Source organism: Hespellia stercorisuis DSM 15480 (assembly GCF_900142165.1).
Classification (GTDB): Bacteria; Bacillota; Clostridia; order Lachnospirales; family Lachnospiraceae; genus Hespellia; species Hespellia stercorisuis.
Window position 1 is genome coordinate 37,705 of sequence record NZ_FQZY01000017.1, and the last position, 19,393, is coordinate 57,097.

A 19,393-nucleotide genomic window follows, 5' to 3' on the forward strand; every position below is an offset into this window, starting at 1 on the left:
CAATTAAGTATCTCAAAACATAAAAAAAACAAGCAAATATTACCTAAATGTCTGGCCAATAATATCCACTTGCTCATACAATTCCTGAGAAGACCATTCCCGTCCAGGCACCACAGTATTATATATCTGCATTGAAGATTTCAAAACTATATTACATTATACATAATTCACTTATAAATAAATCTATCTAATTCCGCATATAAAGTCAATGTTTTTTCGGCAGTTTTACGTACATTTAACATACCTCTTACAAACACTTGATACCTACGGATTATTCCGCACTTCGTGCTTCCATAATCCTAAAAACATTCGAAATCCGTCCTAATCGGGCTACTTTCTCATGTTTTGCGGGTCCCAAATTCATGCTTTTTCGTGCAAGAACGAAACGCATGACCTTTTGACCCTGATATCAAAATTAAGGAACCATGTGATAAAACCACACAGTTCCTTAAAAAAGGCAGGAATTGAATCCTGTACCTACTTCATGCATATCGTCTGTACATATTCCTCGATTTGCTTATTCTCTTCAAGTTTTTCTTTCAACAGTTTTTCAAGCTTTTTGTTTTCTTTCCTGCAGTTTCTTTTCTGCATGAGCAGGCTCTGCATACTGCTTAAATCTTCTGTCCATTGGAGAACAGAATAGACTTGCTCTACATCTTCCTCAGATACCGCGCCCTGGATAATCTGAACTACAGGCTTTAACAGTCCAAAGCATTCTCCCTGCAATCGAATCATATGGTCTTCTGTTTCTACTCTTGTCTTTTCTCCAGATAACATCTGTTCAAATGCAAGGCGTGTGAGTTCATTTATGCAGAAGCAGATTCTCTCGTGAAAACGAATTAATAATTGTATATGTAAGTCAGTCCAGCGGCTGTTGCAGGAGACCAGATGCGCATACCCGGCTTTCAGGATTCTTATTTCACAAAAATGAGACGTTGTGCTGTAATCCTCTGCAAGTATTATGCTCTGCTCTTCTTTCGATAGCCTTCATTTGCTCTTTTTGGCTTTTTTTGCCTTTTTCTCCTTGAGCGCGTTTTTCTTCTTTTCTGCCTTTGCTTTTTTGGTTTTTTTCTTTTTCGCCTCTTTTTTATCCGGCTCTTTCGCGAAATCTGCTTTCTTCGCTTTGCTCTCTTCACTCATAGTCTTTTCTCCTTTGGTTCGCTATGCTTAATATCTCACGGTTTATATTATCTGAATACAACTTGTAATTCAGATTTTTCTCAGGATCTTCAAACTGATATGGAACATTTCTGATTCCATCGTAAAACGGATAATCCATTTTACATTTTTTCCGAAGTTACATTATAAACCTATATCTCCAAAAAGAAAAGAGTATGAAAGAAATCTTTTTTAGTCTTTTTTAGTCTCTCCGCCTTACTCTGTATAGAGATCAAACAGCTTTTGTCCTACCTGATTCCGAATTTCTTCATATAAATCAGAGGATTCTTCTCTCATGTCATCCTTTAAATCGTCCGGAAGGGTCACAATTTCAGTGCCAGATTCTTCTATGCTCCCAAGCCGGTCTGTCACTCGTTCATCCGCCTGTTCTCTGGCATATTGTACGGCAGTCTCGGTAGCCTCTTCTAAAATTTTCTGCTGCTCCTGCGTAATGTCCTTAAAAAGATTGTCATTCATAATCAGCGTAATATAATGTGGTAAATGATTTGTTTCAATTACATATTTCTGCTGTTCATAAAGTTTCCCCGAAACGATAACCTCTACCGGATTTTCTTCCGCATCAATTGTTTTCTGCTGAAGTCCGATATACACCTCACTAAATGCCATCGGTGTCGGATTGGCTCCAAGCGTCTGCCAGAAGGCAAGATGGTTTGCATTTTCCATGGTTCGTATTTTGAGCCCCTTGAAATCCGAGATTTGTTCGATTTTCTTATTTGCCGTCATCACACGGAACCCCTGATCGGCAATTCCCAGAAGATGATACCCACCGTCTTCATAGACCGTTTCAATCTGCTCATAAAAAAGCTCATCATCCACGGCATCCCGCGCCTGCTCAATCGTATCAAAGACACACGGCGTATCAAATACCGCCGTTTTGGACATGTAGCTCACCTGCGGTGCTGTGTTCTGCACCACAAATGGGATGTCCCCTTCCTTACAACAGTCAAGCAGCTCTGAATCATTGCCGATTGTTGAATTGGGATAGATTTCAATCTGCATTTTCCCATCACTTAAGCGGTCTGTTTCCTCCGCAAATTTTTCGGCAAACACCTGTGTTACCGTATCCTCCGGGCTGCTTGTCCCAAGCTGCCAGACATAAGTCTTCTCTTTCGTTTCCGTCTCTTTCTGTACGCATCCGGTCAGGGCAAGCAGCATGGTTCCTGCAAGCAATGCCGCCCAAATACGCTGGTTCCATTTTCTATTTCTTCTTTTTCTCATGTCATTTCCTCCTTACAGCGTCAGACTGATTGCCGGAATAAATGTGATCATAAGCAACGCAACCAGAAATAGAAGAATCATCGGTAATGCTTTCTTTGCAATATCCATAACCGGAATGTCTGCAAGTGAGCTTGCGACAAACAGATTGACCCCGATTGGCGGTGTTACAAAACCAATTGCCAAATTCACGACCATTACAATACCGAACTGAATCGGGTCCATTCCGATTTCCACGATAATCGGAAGAAGAATCGGTGTTGTAATCAGGATAGCGGGACTGGTGTCCATGACCATTCCAACAAACAACAGGAACAGATTGATTACAAGTAAAATAAGAATCGGCTGTGTAAATGTATTCAAAATCCATCCACTGACTCCCTGCGGTACTTTTAAAAGTGTCAGCGTTCTCGAAAATGCAGTCGAGGAGATCAGAATAAACATCAGCGGTCCGTATGTATGTACTGCCTCCGAACAAATGGCAAGGATATCTTTTACTTTTAACGATTTATAGATCACAATACTGACAAAGAGTGCATAGAAAACGGAAATAACCGCTGCTTCTGTAGGTGATGCGATTCCACCATAGATACAACCCAAAATGATAACTGGTGTCATCAATGCCCAAATTCCCTCTTTCATCAGTTTTAGAAAACCACGTTTTCGTAGCATCCCGACAACCGCATCAATCTGCTCTTTATCTTCTCCATACTTCCAGCAATGATACTGTGCGTATCCCATGAGAAGAAGTGCAATTAATATTCCCGGCACAATCCCGGCTTTGAACAGATTTCCGACGGATTCTCCGGAAGCCATAGAATATAGAATAAACGGAATACTCGGCGGTATAATAACTCCAAGACCTCCTGCCACGGCTACGATTGCTGTCGAGAACTTTTTATCGTATCCAAGATTTGACAAGATAGGAATCGTCATGCTGCCCACCGCCGCTACCGTTGCAGGCGCGGATCCTGAGATTGCTCCGTAGAATAAACAGGTAATAATAACCGCGCATGGAACACCGGCTCTGAATTTTCCGAAAAAATAGGTAAAGATATCAAAAAGCTTTCGCGACACGCCGCCTCTTGCCATGATAATTCCAGAAAGAACAAACATCGGAATTGCCAGCAATGGAAAGCTGTCGAGTCCGCTCAGCATGGAGCGCACGATATAATATACGCTGACTGGAAATTCCTGATCCAGTATCCCCGGCAGAGTTGACACAATTCCAAGTGAGCTGCCGATCGGTATCGATATCACAAGAAGGATAAGAAATACTACAAAAACAATCGCTATCTGCATGATGTATCCTCCTTTATTTTCCGAATCTCCATAAACATTTTCTGTATCAGCCGGATTTCAGCAAGCAGAAATCCGACGAGTGGTGCCAATTGAAGTATCCACATTGGCATCTGCATTGCCGTGCTGACCTGACCGCTTGCAAACACGCTGACAAGGCTTCTTCCTGCCGTCGGTATCAGATACAGAAAGAAAAGAAATTCAATTGCATAGTCAATGAAAAATACGATTGATTTTGCCTTCGGCTTCATTTTTTCTGTCAATTGTTCCAACCGTATCGCAATGGATTTTTCGACTGCAAAGCTGATACTCAGGAATCCGCTCCACACAAACAGATAACGTGTGAGTTCTTCCGTCCATGACATAGAAGCATTAAAAATATACCTCATACAGATTTGAAACCCCATGACCAGTGTCATAATAATCAGAAAAAAAATCATCATTGCTTCTTCAAAGTTCTCATTGACCCATTTTATTTTTTTCATGGACACCTCCCTACTCGGCTGCGCAATTCACCATGTGACTGTATCTTAGATTTACGAACAGTGCCAGGATCACACCTGCAACTGTAATTACAATGTTCAGAAGAATCACGGCTCCCGCACCGTTGGATGCACCCAGTGTACCTGCAAGTGTCAGTATTGTATAGTTTGACAGGCTCGAAGCAATCATGATAATGCTGGTGATCGTCCCCTTGATCTGCGGAAACAGGTCATTTACCGTTGCCGTCGCAAGCTGAAGGACTCCCCCTGCTGCAAAATAGCCGATCACAAACGCTCCGACCAGACAGACTGCCGGCGTACGGATCAAATAGACCAGAGTCAGCATTACAACTGAAACCATCGGATAGATAAGCAGGAATCGCACTTCCTTGATTTTATTGACCAGAACCGCCGTCACAAAGATTGCAACAATGGTTCCTGCAGAATAATAAGTCTGCATCATACTTGGATCCGACATCTTTGCCACTTCTTTTCCAAAGGTCTGTGCGCAGTTAAGCCAAAGCTGAAACGTTGCCGTGCAGGTAAACCCGATCAGTATGAGTGCAACGCTTTCCAGCGAAAATTTTGCACTTTTCAGACTTTGAAAAAACGAAGGCTGCGTTCCACCCTGCTGTTTCTTCTGTGGCAGTGGAATCTGAGTCACCATGATTCCAATTACAAAGATTGCTCCCGCCGCTGCATACATCAACACGTTATAAGAAAGGCTGTTTGCTGCAATTGCGCCCAGCATAAACGGAATCAGAAGTTGTGCCCCGGACAGAAATAATTTTGTCAGCATCGTTGCAAGACCGGATCTTGGTTCAAGTAATTCAACACACGCAGGAATCACGCCTGTATCCAAAAATGAATTTGCTGCACCGCCGAAAATAGCTGCGACGTATGCCGTCTGCATATTCGGTGACCATGCAATTCCGACAAAAAACAAGATATAAAGACCAATTCCAATTAACGAGGAGCATCTTCTCCCCATCCGGTCTGATATCGGACCGGAAAACGGAAGGGAAATCAATCGTCCGAGTCCCAGTGCTGCCGCGACCATCGTTACCTGTTCCAGTCCTGATCCCCATCGACCGGACAGAAATTCCTTAATTGCCTGCTGCCCAAGAAGAGACGCACCGATTCCATGAATAAAGTAATTTAGATATAGTACAAGCGCACTCCCGTAATAGGACTGTCTGCTCCTCTCATTCCCCTTCTTTTTTTCATTCATCGCTCTCTCCTTGTATGTAAAATGTCCAACATGATTTCCACATCCTTCAAATGCATCTGTCCCGGTGCTGAGCTCCTGACTGTACTGCCAAATGTAAGTGCTGAACCAAATATTTCACCGCTCACCCGGCTGATCTTACCCAGATCATTCATTGACATTGTAATCAGCGGTCCATCTGCATGCACATTCGCATACTGATTGGTTGCCGATAAGAGCGTCAGTACATCCTCGGCGTTGTGAGGCATCACTGCAATTTTCGGAACATCTGCTCCAAGCTCCCGCATCCTGCAGAGACGCTCCACAATCACCTGTTCATTTGGCGTGCGGTCAAAATCATGATTAGAAATGACCACGACACAATTGTGTTTATGTGCAAGCCGACTGAGATTTTGACAGACCTCATCTCCCATAAATAATTCAATATCAATCATATCCACGACTTCTTTGCGAATCACATACTCGTTGATTGCTGTATATTCTTCCTGCGTAACTGCATTGTCACACCCTTCCGTCCGAAAGGTAAACAGAATCGGCAGATTCTCCAATATCTCACGCATGCTTTTCGCGATTCGAATGACAGTATTAAAATTGCGAACTTCCACAAAATGGTCCACACGCCACTCTACGAGGTCTGCTCCGCCTTCTTTGGCAAGCATTGCTTCTTTCAGGATTTCCATTTCTGTTTTTCCCGTGATCGGCACGCATGTCTTCGGTTTTCCAGCACCCAGTTCCATCTCTCTTATGATTATCGATTTTCTCATGCCGTTCCTCCATACTGGTTATTCGCCAGATATCCATGTTTTTTAAGAATGTTCTGTATATTTCTTCCCTCGCTTACACCTTCAATGATGCGGCGGGCACTGACACTGTCTCCTACATTTACTACTTCCACCCGGTCATCGGCAAAGGCTTCTTCTAATTCTGTTAATACCGGACTTTTCGCTTTCATTCCCAGACAGACAAATCCATGATCAAACGTGTATTCTTTCCGGTCACCTTCCGGCGTCTTTACTGTGAATCGATCACCTTCCACTTTGGAAAGCGCCGTTTTTGTAAGCTCGGTAACTTCATACCTTTCACTGATTTCTTTCATTCGAAGCTTGCTGACCGGATCTAAGTCTTTTCCAATCTGATCCAGCATCTCAATGATTGTCACACTTGCTCCGCGCGGTGCAAAAAATTCAACCACATCCAGACCAACTGCACCTCCGCCTACAACAACGACCTTTTTTCCAGCCATGTTCTGCGGATACTCCGGAATTTTTTGAATCATGCCGAGAATTGAGGATACTTTTCCATCCTGATTGTCGATCCATTCATTTAATCCCTCGATCGGTGGCAGCAGCGGTTTCGACCCTGTTGCGTTCACGATCAGATTCGGCTTCAGGCTTTTTACGAACCGCACCGTTGCATCTACTTCTGTAAATGCATATAGATTCGGCAGCCGTTTTGCGCGCTCCTTCTGATATTTCACGAAATCGCCGATTCTCCACTTGTCCGGAATCTTGCTGATTTCATTTGCCAGGCCACCCAGTTCTTTTTCCTTCTCAATCAAAAAGGTCTGACAGCCTGCCTCTGCCGCTGTACAGGCAGCCTCCATTCCCGCCGTGCCGCCTCCGATCACGACAACATTACATGGTTTTACCACCTTCTGTGTCCCTTCCCATTGGTTGACGCAAGGATTGACCGTGCACCGGATCGGTGTATTCTGTGCAAGTCGGTGCCCCGCACATCCAATGTTGCAGGAAATGCATTTGCGCAGCATCGCTTCTTCTCCAAATTCGACTTTATTGACCCAGTTCGGATCTGCGATCAGACCACGTCCCATTCCAATAAAATCAGCATCTTCGTTTTCCAGAATCTCTTCTGCACGTTTTGGTGAACGTATATTTCCGGTCGTAATCGTTGGCTTATGAAATTTGTCTCTGACAGCCTTTGACATATAAGAACGCCATCCGTCCTTTAACTGGCAGCTGTCGATCTGATACTGCAGAGAGCTGTTCAATCCCGCCGACACATCGATCAGATCAATTTCTTTTTCAAAATAAGTCAGTAATTCCAGCGTATCCTCCAGCGTATTTCCACCTTCGACCAGTTCGTCCGCACTGATTCTGCAAAACACCGGAAAGAATGGCCCTACTTCTTTTCTGACTTCTTCTAAAACCATTTTTGCAAATCTTGTTCTATTCTCTGCGCTGCCGCCAAATTCATCCGTTCTTTTATTCATCGTAGGTGATAGGAACTGACTGATCAGATATCCGTGACCCGCGTGGATTTCAACCGCGTCAAATCCCGCCGTCTGCGCACGTTTTGCCGCCTCACCGTATTTTTTTACGATTGCTGCAATTTCTTCTTTTGTCAGCGGTCGCGGCAGCGATCCGCCCGGCTTTGATGGAAGATCCGATGCTGATACCGTCTGCATTCCGATTCTGCTGTCCAGCGCCGAAGCTCCCGCATGATTAATCTGAATGGCAATACACGTTCCATACTGGTGTACTGTCTCGCACAATTTATATAATCTCGGGATATAATTATCATGATCAATTCGAATCTGTGTCGTTCCATTCGATCCAAGTGGGAAATCCACACATGCATTTTCCACGATAATCATACCAACCCCGCCCTGTGCACGCTGCTCGTAATAGTTCATGTGAAGGAAGCTCATCTCTCCATTCTGTTCCCCATAATTGGTTCCCATCGGAGCCATTGAAATTCTGTTTTTCACGGTCATACGACGGATTGTCAACGGTTCAAATAGTTTTGGATATTTCTCGTGTTTCATCATCACTTCACTCCTTTCCCTACGTTCTACGCACCCATCTGTTTCTCTTCTTTGGCACCGTAGGAATAGATATTATAATGTTCCAAAAGAGAAAGTCCCTTTCTTATATCCGTCTCGAAGTCATCAAATGTATTTGCTTCATAGGAAATGTAACCCTTATAAGAAATCTCTTTCAGTGTTTCAAATAATGTTCCATAGTCAAATCCGTCGCCCAGCATTGGGACACGTCTCTCTGGAAATGGAAGCAGTGGATTATCTACATGTACATGCTTGATAAAATCTGCATACTCAACAATATCCGAATAATCATGTCCGCCTGCGATAAACCATCTAAAATCAAGCAGTGTCTTTAAATTTTTACATCCCAGCTTCTTTGCATATTCATAAGCCTCCGGAATACTTAAGACGGAATTACAGATTGCTCCTGCCAGCGGTTCCATCATAATCGTGATGTTATATTCCTGCGCGATTTCACAGAGTGTCACAATCAACTGATCATTTTTCTTTCTTGCCGTGTCTTTTTCCACTCCGTCAGGAAGACTTCTTGTCTTCCCATTTCCATATACAAAATATCTTCCGCCCATCTGTGCTGTTCTCTCTACCGCTTTTCTCAGATAGTCACGATAAAAAGGAAAATCAAAGCTGTCATCTGCGATTACTACATCCAGCGGAAGTGGATTATCAAATACTTCACTCGCAAGACCACTATCTCGAAGCATTTGTTTTGCCCTGCGAAACTCAAAGTCATCAAACGACATGATTTCTTTAATATGAAGTTCGATTGCATCATAACCTGCTGCTGCAATTGCATCAGCTTCTTTAACAAAGCCAAAATGGCTGGTTTTCATCTTCATACGTCCACCTCTTTTATTCGTTTACTAAAATGACTTTTACTTCCTTGGAATGTCCGGATACAAGATCTTCGAATTTTTCCTGTACTTCATTCATCGGCGCAACCGTCGTAATCAGTTTCTTCAGATCAATTTTTCCTTCTTCGATCATTTTTGGGATCTCATATAACTCATCCACATAACAGTAGCTTCCCTTTAATTTCATCTCGTGTGCAACTGCATACTTATATTCAAATCCATCCATATGTTCCGTTGCCATTCCGATCATTGCAACCTCTCCGCCATTTTTTACCATCTTCATACTGGTATTTAAGCTGATCGCGATTCCAACGCAGTCTGCACCTGCATCTGCCCCTTTTCCTTTTGTAATTTCCATCACACGTGCAACCGGGTCTTCATTTTTACTGTTGATCGTATAAGAAGCACCACATTCTTTTGCTGTTTCAAGTCTCTGATCATTCAAATCAATACTGATGACATCTTTTGCGCCAAGATATTTTAAGCACTGCAGTGCAAGAAGTCCGATTGGTCCGGCTCCAAATACTGTAACCACCTTATCTTTTACATCGCTGAGCATCTTGACACCGCGCAGTGCGACGGAAGTTGGCTCGAACATCGAACCTTCCTCAAAGCTGATCTGATCCGAAATCGGAATTAGCTTATCTGCAGGTACCACGACATAATCTGCCATTGCTCCATCATATCCACCTGCCGGCATTGTTGTTCCGGGAATGAATCTCTCTTCACAAAGGTTTGGAAGACCCGCTTCACAGTCTGGACATTTCTCGCACTGAATATTCGGATATACCACAACTCTGCTGCCAACAGGAACGGATGGATTTGTCACACCCTCTCCGTACTGGTCTACGACTCCGGAAAATTCATGTCCCATCACAAGCGGTGCGACACGCATCGCGCTCGTCCCCTTGAATCCACCTGTATCTGAACCGCAGATGGATACTGCTTTTACTCGGATTCTCACCTCATTTTTTCCGGGCTGTGGAATCTCTCTCTCCTGTTCCTCAATAGTAAATGGTGCTACATAACAATATGCTTTCATAATGTAATCTCCTCTCGTTTTATAATTCAATCTGCACTTTGATTTCCTCATTGTCAGGGGTATTTAATACATCAAAGGCTGCTTTTCCGTTTTCCAGTGTGTAAGTAGACGTAATCAGATCTTCAACGACCAGCTTTTCATCCGCCAGCATCTGTGCTGCTTCTTTCATTTCTGTTGTAAACATATAGCTTCCGACAAACTTCAGTCCTCTGCCTACGATTTCCATTGGATCGATTTCCACTTTTTTATGAGCAAGTGCAACCAGCACGCTTGTTCCACCGTTTTTCACCATTTCAAATGACTGGTTGATCAAAAATTCTCCCGCGGCATTAATCACACGGTCAGCACCGTAACCATCAGTCAGTTTCTTGACTGCGAAAACCGCATCTTCCTTTTTGGAATTGATGATATAATCCGCTCCACACTCTTTTGCTTTTGCAAGGCGTTTATCAATGATATCTGACACAATGACTTTTTCAATTCCAAGCGCTTTTAGGAATTTTACTATTAAAAGTCCAATTGGTCCGGCTCCGAGTACGACGGTAGATTTTTCATCCCGACTCATTTCTTTTTTTGCACATGCAAGTGTTACGCCACATGGTTCTAACAGTGCTGCCGCTTCATACGATACATTGTCTGCCACCGGTACGACCATCCAGTCCGGAACGGTCACATACTCTCTCATCGCGCCATCTGTCTGTGTTCCGCCAATCGCGGTTCCCATACTCTTACGATTGCCGCAGAGGTTTCCCTCTCCTCTTTTACAGAAATAACAGTCATTGCAGAGAACCATCGGGTTTACGGTAACTCTCTGTCCTTCCTTCAGCATTGTCACGCCTTCGCCAACCTGTGTGATATCTCCCGAGAACTCATGTCCCAGCACCAATGGAGGTGCAAAACGATCGGAAGCAAAACGATACGCTCCCAAATCCGAACCACAGATTGATACTTTTTTTATCTTGATCTGCACTTCTCCTTTTTGTGGAATCGGAATCTGCCTTGTCTCTACTTCCAGCTTTCCGGGTCCCTGATATACTAAAGCTTTCATTGTATCCGCCATCTTTTTCTTCTCCTTTTTTCGAACTCCCACACAGCCCTCTCTAAGTCCCCGGAATCGTCCGGCAATTTAGAGAATGCTGTATGAGCATGATTCTGAGTTATCAGCATTGATTTTTGTGCGGTCTCCCATAAGTAAGAGACCGCACACCTGTGTCCTGCAAATGTATCTTAGCAAGGCCATGCAATCGTATAGATGTGTTTTCCGCCTTTTGTAGGTCCTTTTAAAAGCTTTTCGATTTCTTCCGGATCTCTCTGGCTCATGTATTTCGCATCCGGCAATACGCCAACCGGGCACGCTTCTAAAATGTCATGGTGTAACTGAACAAGATAATCACATACTTTTTCAATACAGTCTGTTGCTTTCTTCGGATCTGCTTCTGTTGCATGTCCAAGAACTCCCTGCGGTGCTGTCACGCACTCAATACCTGCATTACCGACCACGCAGTGTCCCGGGATCGGATTTCCATAAATGTCTCCGCCACGGTCCACATGTCCTGCTGGAAGAATTCCATGTACATCTGTATCTTCTGCATGCTCCATATCACAGTACTCTGGGAATAATGCAAGTGAGATGCTCTGTTCCGCTTCACACGCATGCTGGAATGGTCTTGTAAATGGACCGCCATGTTCTTTGTCCATTAATGTCTGTGCCATAACACGTGGGAAATCTACGAAGTAGATCATAGCCGGAACCTGATATTTCTTGCCCCATTCCTGAATTGCTACCGGCAGAGAATACTCCTGTCCATGCATACTGATAAAAATAATCTTACGAAAGCCTGTATTCCAGAATCCTGTAATGAGTGCTCTTAAATATGCACAAAATACATCATCCGGAAGCGGAATGGTACATGGCTGACCGATGTGATGGAATGGATGTGAGCCATACCACACTGGTTCTGCTACTGTACAGCCAACCTTCTCTGCTACCATCTCTGCCACACGTGATACAATAAATGTATCCTCTCCGATCGGACCTGAATTACCGTGATTTTCTGTAGATCCTACCGGAATGATGATAATATCATCCTTTTCCAGTCTCTCTTCTACATCTTTCTTCGTCATTGTCTGATAGTACATCTTCTTTGCAGATTCCATCTGCCCTTCGTTTGGAAAACTCCAATTAGCCATAGTGATTACCTCCTTAAGTTCACTGTTTACTTGTTCTTTTATATGATAATGGTGTTACCCATTGATCACTCGTTCTTTTGTTACTTTGCAGATAATGTCCGAATCCTCTGCTGATAGCTGTCAATGCCTTCTCCCTTTACAAGCTTTACGATTTTCGCTCCGGCGTCCATGATTTTTTCAAAATCCATTCCGGTCTCTATCCCCATCGAGTCGAGCATGAACAGTACATCCTCTGTGGAAATATTACCGGTTGCTCCTTTTATGTAAGGACATCCGCCAAGCCCTGCAAGCGACGTATCAATTCGTGTAATGCCTGCCTCCATTGCTGCTACCACATTTGCAAGTCCCATACCTCTCGTGTTGTGCATGTGAAGCATCCACTCCATATCCGGAAATGCGTCTCGAAGTGCCATCGTTCTTTCATAAACCATCTTTGGCGTTCCCAGCCCTGCTGAATCAGAAAGCGAGACCTGTGTTGCTCCTGCATCCTGAAATACCTTCACGATTTCTTTGATAAAATCAAATGGTATGATCCCTTCCCACTGTGATGCAAACGGAAGAGAGATTGAACCGGCAAACCCCATATGATTGTCTCTTGCGACCCGCCCGGACTCCGCAAATGTCTTCATGGCCTCCAGCGGTGAACATCCTGCGCCTGCTTTGTTGTGCTCCATACTCGCTGACACATTTAACTTGATTTTCTGGCAGCCACATGCGGCTGCGCGCCTTACATCATCTGGGAAATATACAAGACCTCTGTATTCCACGCCCTCTTTTTTATGGAGTTTTTCAAACACCTGATCTGTATCCTTCATCTTGTACATGGTTTCATAGGTTGAGAACGCTCCGACCTCTACCGATTGACACCCGGCATCTACAACCTCCTCTATAATTCTTACTTTTTCCTCCACCGGGTAAATCTCCGGCGCTGTTTGGAATCCGTCTCTTGTGACTACCTCACAGAGCGTCACCCTTTTTGGTAAATTCATTTCTCCACCCTTTCCTTTCTAGTGATTTTATGTGATACTAAGTGATGCATCACTTATCTTTGAAAATATGTTCAGATAGTTTTTTCGTTTACACGCCTATCTGAACATAACCTTCCTTCATGCGTTCAATCGCTGCATCCAAGTGTTCCTGCATACACGACAGTGCTTCCTGATACTTCTGTTCTTCTACAAGATCAAGGAATCTTTCATGCTCCTCGATCGGAATACTGCTATGCTTTTTCACGATTTTCTTAGAGCCCATCCGGTATTGATTGCGAATGCTCTGATAAAAATCGGAAAGCTGCCTATTCTGTAATAAATCAATCAGGTAAATATGAAATTGTGCATCCACCTCTGTATATCGTGAAATATCCCCCTGTTCCATCGCCTTCTTCTGTCTGATAATGTAAGCCCGGAGAATCATGATATCGTCTGTGTCAATCTTGTCAATTATTTTGGGCAGGACATACTGCTCTACACACTCACGGCTTTGATAAATATTCTGAATTGCTCTCATGTCGATCTTGACCACAGAGAAACCTACATTCGGAATCACTTCCAACACACCTTCGCTCTGCAGTTCCACCAGTGCTTCACGAACCGGTGTATAACTCAGCCCCAATTCACCTGCGCTCTTACGGACACTAAAGATCGTACTCGGTTCCGCCTCCATCACTTGCTGCTTCAGTGCTCTATATGCCTGCTTTTTTAGTGTCGTCATTTAATTTTCAATGTGTCCTTTCTCTTTCTGATTTCTTGTGATGCATCAATCATATCACCCCTAATACTTTTTGTAAATATTACAATTTACATAAAAATCCTCTCTTTTTTTGTGCATTTTTCCAAAGTTCAGACAGCACTATGTGAAACATATGGTTATTTAATGACGATTATACTCCGGGAACTCGCCTTTTAAAGCGATAACGCTTTTCGGTTCGAATTTTACGACCGTCCCTTTTTCTCGAATGTCTTCCGGCAATACAGATAAATTGAATACTGATTCACATTCGTATTCTTTCCATATTTCTTTTAGCTTCATCTCGTATCCTTCCATCAGGTTCTAATTCAATCCTATATTTTTAATTATTGTCAATGCATCGGTTGCCTTTTCACTCGAAACAAAGATCATTACACTGTCATTGAGCCCCCGGCCCATACCATAGCGTACCGAAGCGAACCCGGCATCTCCTGTATCCTGTTTATATGCCGCAATATCATTTTGCTTTAATGCTTCTATTATCATATCAGCCTGCATATTTCCATCCGCGACAAAAATATTCACCGGCTCCGCTTTATCAGCTACGGAAGACTCAGCAATGATACCCTCTTTATCTTTTCTCTTAAAATTAAAGTAAGCCAGTACTCTTAATAATACGAACCCCAATATTGTAATTCCGACAAAGAACAGGATTGCAATCTGCACGATCAGGTCCGTTTCCGCACCCATTCGACTATAACAGAGCGCTAATACGACAGTAAACAGCGCAGAACATACCACGCTTACCAAAATATCTTTAGACGGTGTGCTTTGCACGCTCGACCCGGTTGACCACGTACCATTGTACACCATGATCCCAATATAAGTTATCCCGCCAATCAACAATATTGCCGTTTCTCCTATTACATTCACCAGACTACTTGTCATAATCAGCTGAATCACAATCATTACCGCACAAATTACAAATGTGAGTCCAAATGCAGTATTTCCGGCTTTCGCAGTCTTTTCTTTTTCCATCTCACTATAATCTGCAACCCTGGACAACGTCTCCTTCAGTTCTTTGTCCATAATCTCGCCTTTCCTTTCTCCATCAATGATTTCCCTGATATCAACATCGTAATAATCCGCCATTTGGACCAGCACACTCAAATCCGGCATATTCGTTCCCGTTTCCCAACGGGAAACCGTTCGTCCTGATACCAAAAGGATCTCCGCCAACTGTTCTTGTGTTAATCCTTTGCCCTTACGAAGTGTTCTTAAAAACGCTCCGATCTTTCTAGTATCTGTATCCATCGGCCGCCCTCCTTCCTTTCATACCAAGATTACCATTTATGATTTAAAAATAACACGACACAAAGCGAGAAATGTCATGTATCTATTCTTAGACACTGCTGTCTATACTTACAGATTTGCTTTGCAAGTCTCTGAATTTATCTTACTAACATAAAACCTTGCATCCTCCTGTTCTGACACAGTGTCAATACGTTTCTATGCTTTTATTTAGTTTTTATTAATAGCCGCTCCCATTTCATAGGCAGCTTTTGATTTTTTCTTCCGAATACAGGGAATTTCACGCTCACCCGTTAAAAATTTCAGTACCGCCTCATTAAATGCTCTGGATTTTTTGTTGGCAATAAAGTGATTTCCTTTTATAAATATCAACTCACTCCCGGGAATATGGTCGGCAATAAACCTTGTATGCGTTTCTTTTATCAGATCATTTGTTCCTGCAATCACCAGCGTTTTTGCTTTTATGCCTGACAAAGCAGGCACCGGAACATTCAACTCATTTACCATAAGTTCCAGCATTTCTGCATTCCGCCTTGCGACATCGCTTCTACCGGCAAACCTTTTTGCAATTTTGTAACCAATTTCAATGAGAACTTGTATCATTCTTTTTACTCCGTGTGTGCTCTGATTCGCGCCGTTTAATACAAGCAGATTCACTCTCTCCGGATAATCAATCGCAAATACCATAGCGATATTAGCTCCATCAGAAAAGCCGAGTAAATTAGCCTTTGCAATTTGATGTTCATCCATAAACCTCAACAAATCGTCAGCAAATTGTTTTATCGTAAACGGCTGCGTTCCTCTCGGCGTCCGCCCATGTCCCCGGGTATCTATAGCATATACATGAAAGAACCGGGAAAAGTCTTCTATTTGATTCACAAAATAATGACTGCTCTCTCTGTTTCCATGAAGAAGTATCAGCGGTTCTCCCTGACCTTTTTCAATATAAAAATGATGTATATTCACTCCGTCCTCCAAACCTATATCCAAAGGATTTTATTGTATCTCCTTTAACATCTACTATTCTTTTTGATGATCCTGCTCCGCCAACTTTTGGAACAACATGTGTTTAGCCTCATTTCTTTTAGCTTCATCTCGTATCCTTCCATCAGGTCCTGTCTTTTCTCAGGCAATTAACGTAAGCCAGTGCTCTTGATATTACGACCACCAATATTGTAATTCTGACAAACAACAGGATCGCAATATGCACAAGCAGGTCTCTGTATCATATTTTATTATCATAGCACTTTGTTCGGAAGTACGCAATTAAGTGCACACCATGCAGATTCCATATGCCATCAACAATATTCCGAGAAGCCTGTTCATTCATCCTTAATTACAAATGCACTGCGGAGCATCTCCTCCACTCCATCTGCATCCGGATTATGTATTCCTGTGCCCTTATCCAATCCGCGGATTGCTTCCATCTCTTCCTCCGACAGCTCAAAATCAAACACTTCCAGATTTGTCTTGATTCTTTTTGGCTCTGTGGACTTCGGGAGTGTAATCACCGCCTCCTGTATCTGGGAGCGAATGATGACCTGCCCAACATCTTTTCCGTGTTTTTCGGCGATTTTTACCAGAACCGGGTCTGTAAGCAGTTCCTTATTTCCCTGCCCTAACGGTCCCCATGCTTCCAGCTTCACGTGATCCTTTGCCATTATTTCCCGAATTTCCTTCTGCTGATAATAAGGATGAAATTCCACCTGATTCACAGACGGTTTCGTATCGAACTGTGGTACAAATTTGTTCCAGATCGCCGGCGTCATATTGGAGACTCCGATGGAACGAATCTTTCCGTTTTGTTTATACTCTTCCATTGCCTTCCAGGCTCCAGGGACATCGCCATATGGCTGATGAATCAACATCAAGTCAATATAGGTGTCCAGGTGACGCAGACATCTTTCGATACCAGCCTTAGCCTGTTCGTATCCATAATCCTGAAGCCATAACTTCGTGGTAAGAAATATGTCCTCACGTACTACTCCACTGTCTTTGATTGCCTTCCCTGCTTCCTCTTCATTAAAATAAGCCGCAGCCGTATCAATATGACGATATCCAGCCTTCAGTGCTTCGAGAACTGCCGCATAAGCCGAGCCGTCTGCCGGAATCCTATATGTTCCGAATCCGATCTGCGGGATTTTGACTCCATCATTTAAGGATATATAATTCATAAGCTTACCTTTCCTTTCTATTTTCCAACTGTGTTTAGAAACTCAGTTATTTTCCAATCGTAGTGATCGATGATTTCTGTGTGCCCTGTTTCTAAAGATGCGATCTGCTTCATCTCATCATCTGTCAATGCAAAATCAAACACATCGATATTTTCCTTGATTCGATCCTTATGAACAGACTTCGGGATTACCACGACTCCCCGCTGAATATTAAAGCGGAGAATTGCCTGCTCACACTCTTCATGATCTGGGACCTGATATACGCCGAGTCCAAGCATGGGCATTTTGTTTCCATTTGGCAATGTTGTATATTCCATCGCTCTTCACCTCTTCTATTCATTCTAAGTAAAGTATAATTGTGCTACAAATATACTTTACAACGCAAACTCAAAATTGTACAATATCAATAACGAAAACTGCTATTCATAAAATGAAATCTGAATAAAGAAAGGATTACCAGTATGATCAATTATGAGGAATTAGAGCATTTTGTAGCATTCGCCGATTATGGCACCTTGTCCAAAGCTGCAGAACATCTGCACATATCACAGCCAACCATTACGCGTAGTATGCAAAATATTGAAAATGCCTTTGGCGTAAGCCTTTTTATCAGAAGCAAAAATCGAATCGAATTAAATTCAGTCGGTGAAGAAGCCGTAAAATACGCCAGAAATCTTCTTGATAATACGTCACAGATGATTGCCCATATCAGAACTTATGACCGGTCACTTCGCACCATTTTGATAAAGTCCTGTGCTCCGGCACCACTATGGTCATTGGTTCAGAATCTTTCTGCCAAATTTCCGAATATGGCCGTTACTTCTGAACTCAATGACATGAACGCCATCATCGAGGCCGTAAAAAATGGCGCATGTCAGGTCGGTGTCCTGCCATACGCCATTGAAGATGAACTTCTTTTTTGTAAAAAATATGTTACCGAAAATCTATCTGTCTGCCTTCCATCAGATCACCCGGCTGTCTCCAACGTACGAAAGGAACTGACCTTTCATGACATCAATGGTTTTAACTGTCTGCTCAAATCCGAAATAGGGTTTTGGGAAGACCTCTGCCATATAAAAATGCCCGCGTCCAAATTCCTCGTCCAAACGGATATATTTGAATTTTTAGAACTTGCAAACCACTCAACATTACCATTTTTCACCACGAATCTTAGTAATGTAACGGAAGAGCACATAAAAAACCGTGTTGAAATTCCCATATCGGACATCGAAGCAAACGTCACCTATCACATCATTTCCAGAAAAGATGCCAAAATACAGATATAAAACCTTGCATCATCCTGTCCTAACACGGTATCAATATGTTTCTATGTTTTTATTAAGCTTTCATTTTGCTTTCATTCATAGCAGCTCCCATTTCATAGGCAGCTTTTAATTTTTCATTTCCTCCAATGTCTCCCGATGCATTTACCCCCACCACAGAATACCGTTCCTTTTACTACTTTTTCTTCGTTTTCACTAAACCATATTCCTGATATAATTTGCTGCGAAGTTTTTTGTCCTTTGCTGCCTGCTTCAGATCCTCTACTCTATCATCACTGATCAGTCTCTCCGTCAGGCTTGCAAACAATTCCTCTCCCTGCTCTAAGCCCCGCTCAAGCCCCTGCTCAAGCCCACGTTTAACTCCAACCTCAAGAATGTTCATCTTTACCGCCTCCCATTCTTCCGACTCTTTTACCTCTCTCACTATCTGATCGAGTTCTACAATCCGCTCATCTTTCACAATAATTTCCGGATTATCAATATCTGTCTCTTTCATATATTGTAGCAGACTTATAAGATCTTTGGAACCATTTTTGCTTGTCATATTCAGAAATATTTTCTTTGTTCCATCTTCCAGATGGAGATCCTTTACTTCTTCACACTGTTCTGTAAATGTATACTTCGCCAAATCCTTTCCAAACAACTTTGGT

21 protein-coding genes are annotated in these 19,393 nt (G+C 42.9%); 1 reads left to right on the forward strand and 20 read right to left on the reverse strand.

What is annotated here, in order from left to right; translation table 11 throughout:
* Positions 1-477 precede the first annotated feature (477 nt).
* From BUB85_RS06875 to BUB85_RS06955, 19 genes are all read right to left on the reverse strand, one after another.
* On the reverse strand, positions 478-735 hold the full coding sequence (locus tag BUB85_RS06875; RefSeq protein WP_073107386.1) for a hypothetical protein: 258 nt from the start codon (positions 733-735) through the stop codon (positions 478-480).
* A 252-nt stretch (positions 736-987) separates the two neighbouring features.
* Positions 988-1,140 (reverse strand): hypothetical protein, encoded by a 153-nt coding sequence (locus BUB85_RS21430; RefSeq protein WP_159434623.1) that lies wholly within the window; start codon positions 1,138-1,140, stop codon positions 988-990.
* Positions 1,141-1,374: 234 nt separating this feature from the next.
* Positions 1,375-2,397 carry a TRAP transporter substrate-binding protein gene (locus BUB85_RS06880; protein ID WP_200803553.1) on the reverse strand — a complete coding sequence of 341 codons (1,023 nt, stop codon included), beginning with the start codon at positions 2,395-2,397 and terminating at the stop codon, positions 1,375-1,377.
* A gap of 12 nt (positions 2,398-2,409) precedes the next feature.
* Positions 2,410-3,696: a TRAP transporter large permease gene (locus tag BUB85_RS06885; RefSeq protein ID WP_073107389.1), complete on the reverse strand. Its 1,287-nt coding sequence runs from the start codon at positions 3,694-3,696 to the stop codon at positions 2,410-2,412.
* Positions 3,687-4,178, reverse strand: coding sequence for a TRAP transporter small permease (locus tag BUB85_RS06890; RefSeq protein WP_073107392.1), 492 nt, complete (start codon positions 4,176-4,178; stop codon positions 3,687-3,689). The genes BUB85_RS06885 and BUB85_RS06890 overlap by 10 nt, the downstream gene beginning before the upstream one ends.
* 10 nt (positions 4,179-4,188) lie before the next feature.
* Complete coding sequence (locus BUB85_RS06895; protein ID WP_073107395.1) at positions 4,189-5,406, reverse strand: MFS transporter; 1,218 nt, start codon at positions 5,404-5,406, stop codon at positions 4,189-4,191.
* Positions 5,403-6,167 carry a type I 3-dehydroquinate dehydratase gene (aroD, locus tag BUB85_RS06900; protein WP_073107398.1) on the reverse strand — a complete coding sequence of 255 codons (765 nt, stop codon included), beginning with the start codon at positions 6,165-6,167 and terminating at the stop codon, positions 5,403-5,405. The genes BUB85_RS06895 and aroD overlap by 4 nt, the downstream gene beginning before the upstream one ends.
* The gene (locus BUB85_RS06905) at positions 6,164-8,188 is read right to left on the reverse strand and encodes an oxidoreductase (protein WP_073107525.1); all 2,025 of its coding nucleotides are present in this window, start codon (positions 8,186-8,188) and stop codon (positions 6,164-6,166) included. The genes aroD and BUB85_RS06905 overlap by 4 nt, the downstream gene beginning before the upstream one ends.
* Positions 8,189-8,214: 26 nt before the next feature.
* Positions 8,215-9,042: a sugar phosphate isomerase/epimerase family protein gene (locus BUB85_RS06910; protein ID WP_073107401.1), complete on the reverse strand. Its 828-nt coding sequence runs from the start codon at positions 9,040-9,042 to the stop codon at positions 8,215-8,217.
* A 13-nt stretch (positions 9,043-9,055) separates the two neighbouring features.
* A complete protein-coding gene (locus tag BUB85_RS06915) occupies positions 9,056-10,099 on the reverse strand; it encodes a zinc-dependent alcohol dehydrogenase (RefSeq protein ID WP_073107404.1) in 1,044 nt (347 codons plus the stop codon).
* A gap of 19 nt (positions 10,100-10,118) precedes the next feature.
* A complete protein-coding gene (locus BUB85_RS06920) occupies positions 10,119-11,159 on the reverse strand; it encodes a zinc-dependent alcohol dehydrogenase (RefSeq protein WP_073107406.1) in 1,041 nt (346 codons plus the stop codon).
* Between the two features lie 167 nt (positions 11,160-11,326).
* Complete coding sequence (gene iolN, locus BUB85_RS06925) at positions 11,327-12,289, reverse strand: 3-dehydro-scyllo-inosose hydrolase (RefSeq protein WP_073107408.1); 963 nt, start codon at positions 12,287-12,289, stop codon at positions 11,327-11,329.
* Between the two features lie 80 nt (positions 12,290-12,369).
* A complete protein-coding gene (locus tag BUB85_RS06930; RefSeq protein WP_073107411.1) occupies positions 12,370-13,278 on the reverse strand; it encodes a beta/alpha barrel domain-containing protein in 909 nt (302 codons plus the stop codon).
* Between the two features lie 88 nt (positions 13,279-13,366).
* The gene (locus BUB85_RS06935; protein ID WP_073107413.1) at positions 13,367-13,999 is read right to left on the reverse strand and encodes a GntR family transcriptional regulator; all 633 of its coding nucleotides are present in this window, start codon (positions 13,997-13,999) and stop codon (positions 13,367-13,369) included.
* A 159-nt stretch (positions 14,000-14,158) separates the two neighbouring features.
* A complete protein-coding gene (locus BUB85_RS21435) occupies positions 14,159-14,317 on the reverse strand; it encodes a hypothetical protein (protein WP_159434624.1) in 159 nt (52 codons plus the stop codon).
* A 21-nt stretch (positions 14,318-14,338) separates the two neighbouring features.
* Complete coding sequence (locus tag BUB85_RS06940) at positions 14,339-15,289, reverse strand: helix-turn-helix domain-containing protein (RefSeq protein ID WP_073107415.1); 951 nt, start codon at positions 15,287-15,289, stop codon at positions 14,339-14,341.
* A gap of 207 nt (positions 15,290-15,496) precedes the next feature.
* Positions 15,497-16,252 (reverse strand): alpha/beta fold hydrolase, encoded by a 756-nt coding sequence (locus tag BUB85_RS06945; RefSeq protein ID WP_084533943.1) that lies wholly within the window; start codon positions 16,250-16,252, stop codon positions 15,497-15,499.
* 356 nt (positions 16,253-16,608) lie between these two features.
* On the reverse strand, positions 16,609-17,460 hold the full coding sequence (locus tag BUB85_RS06950; RefSeq protein WP_073107420.1) for an aldo/keto reductase: 852 nt from the start codon (positions 17,458-17,460) through the stop codon (positions 16,609-16,611).
* Positions 17,461-17,477: 17 nt separating this feature from the next.
* Complete coding sequence (locus tag BUB85_RS06955; protein ID WP_073107423.1) at positions 17,478-17,777, reverse strand: aldo/keto reductase; 300 nt, start codon at positions 17,775-17,777, stop codon at positions 17,478-17,480.
* Positions 17,778-17,921: 144 nt separating this feature from the next.
* On the opposite strand from BUB85_RS06955, the gene BUB85_RS06960 reads away from it, so the two are divergent.
* Positions 17,922-18,746: a LysR family transcriptional regulator gene (locus BUB85_RS06960; RefSeq protein WP_073107427.1), complete on the forward strand. Its 825-nt coding sequence runs from the start codon at positions 17,922-17,924 to the stop codon at positions 18,744-18,746.
* Between the two features lie 172 nt (positions 18,747-18,918).
* On the opposite strand, the gene BUB85_RS21990 is transcribed toward BUB85_RS06960, so the two are convergent.
* Entirely contained in the window at positions 18,919-19,371 is a 453-nt protein-coding gene (locus BUB85_RS21990; RefSeq protein WP_242945372.1) for a hypothetical protein, read from the reverse strand.
* Between the last annotated feature and the right edge of the window lie 22 nt (positions 19,372-19,393).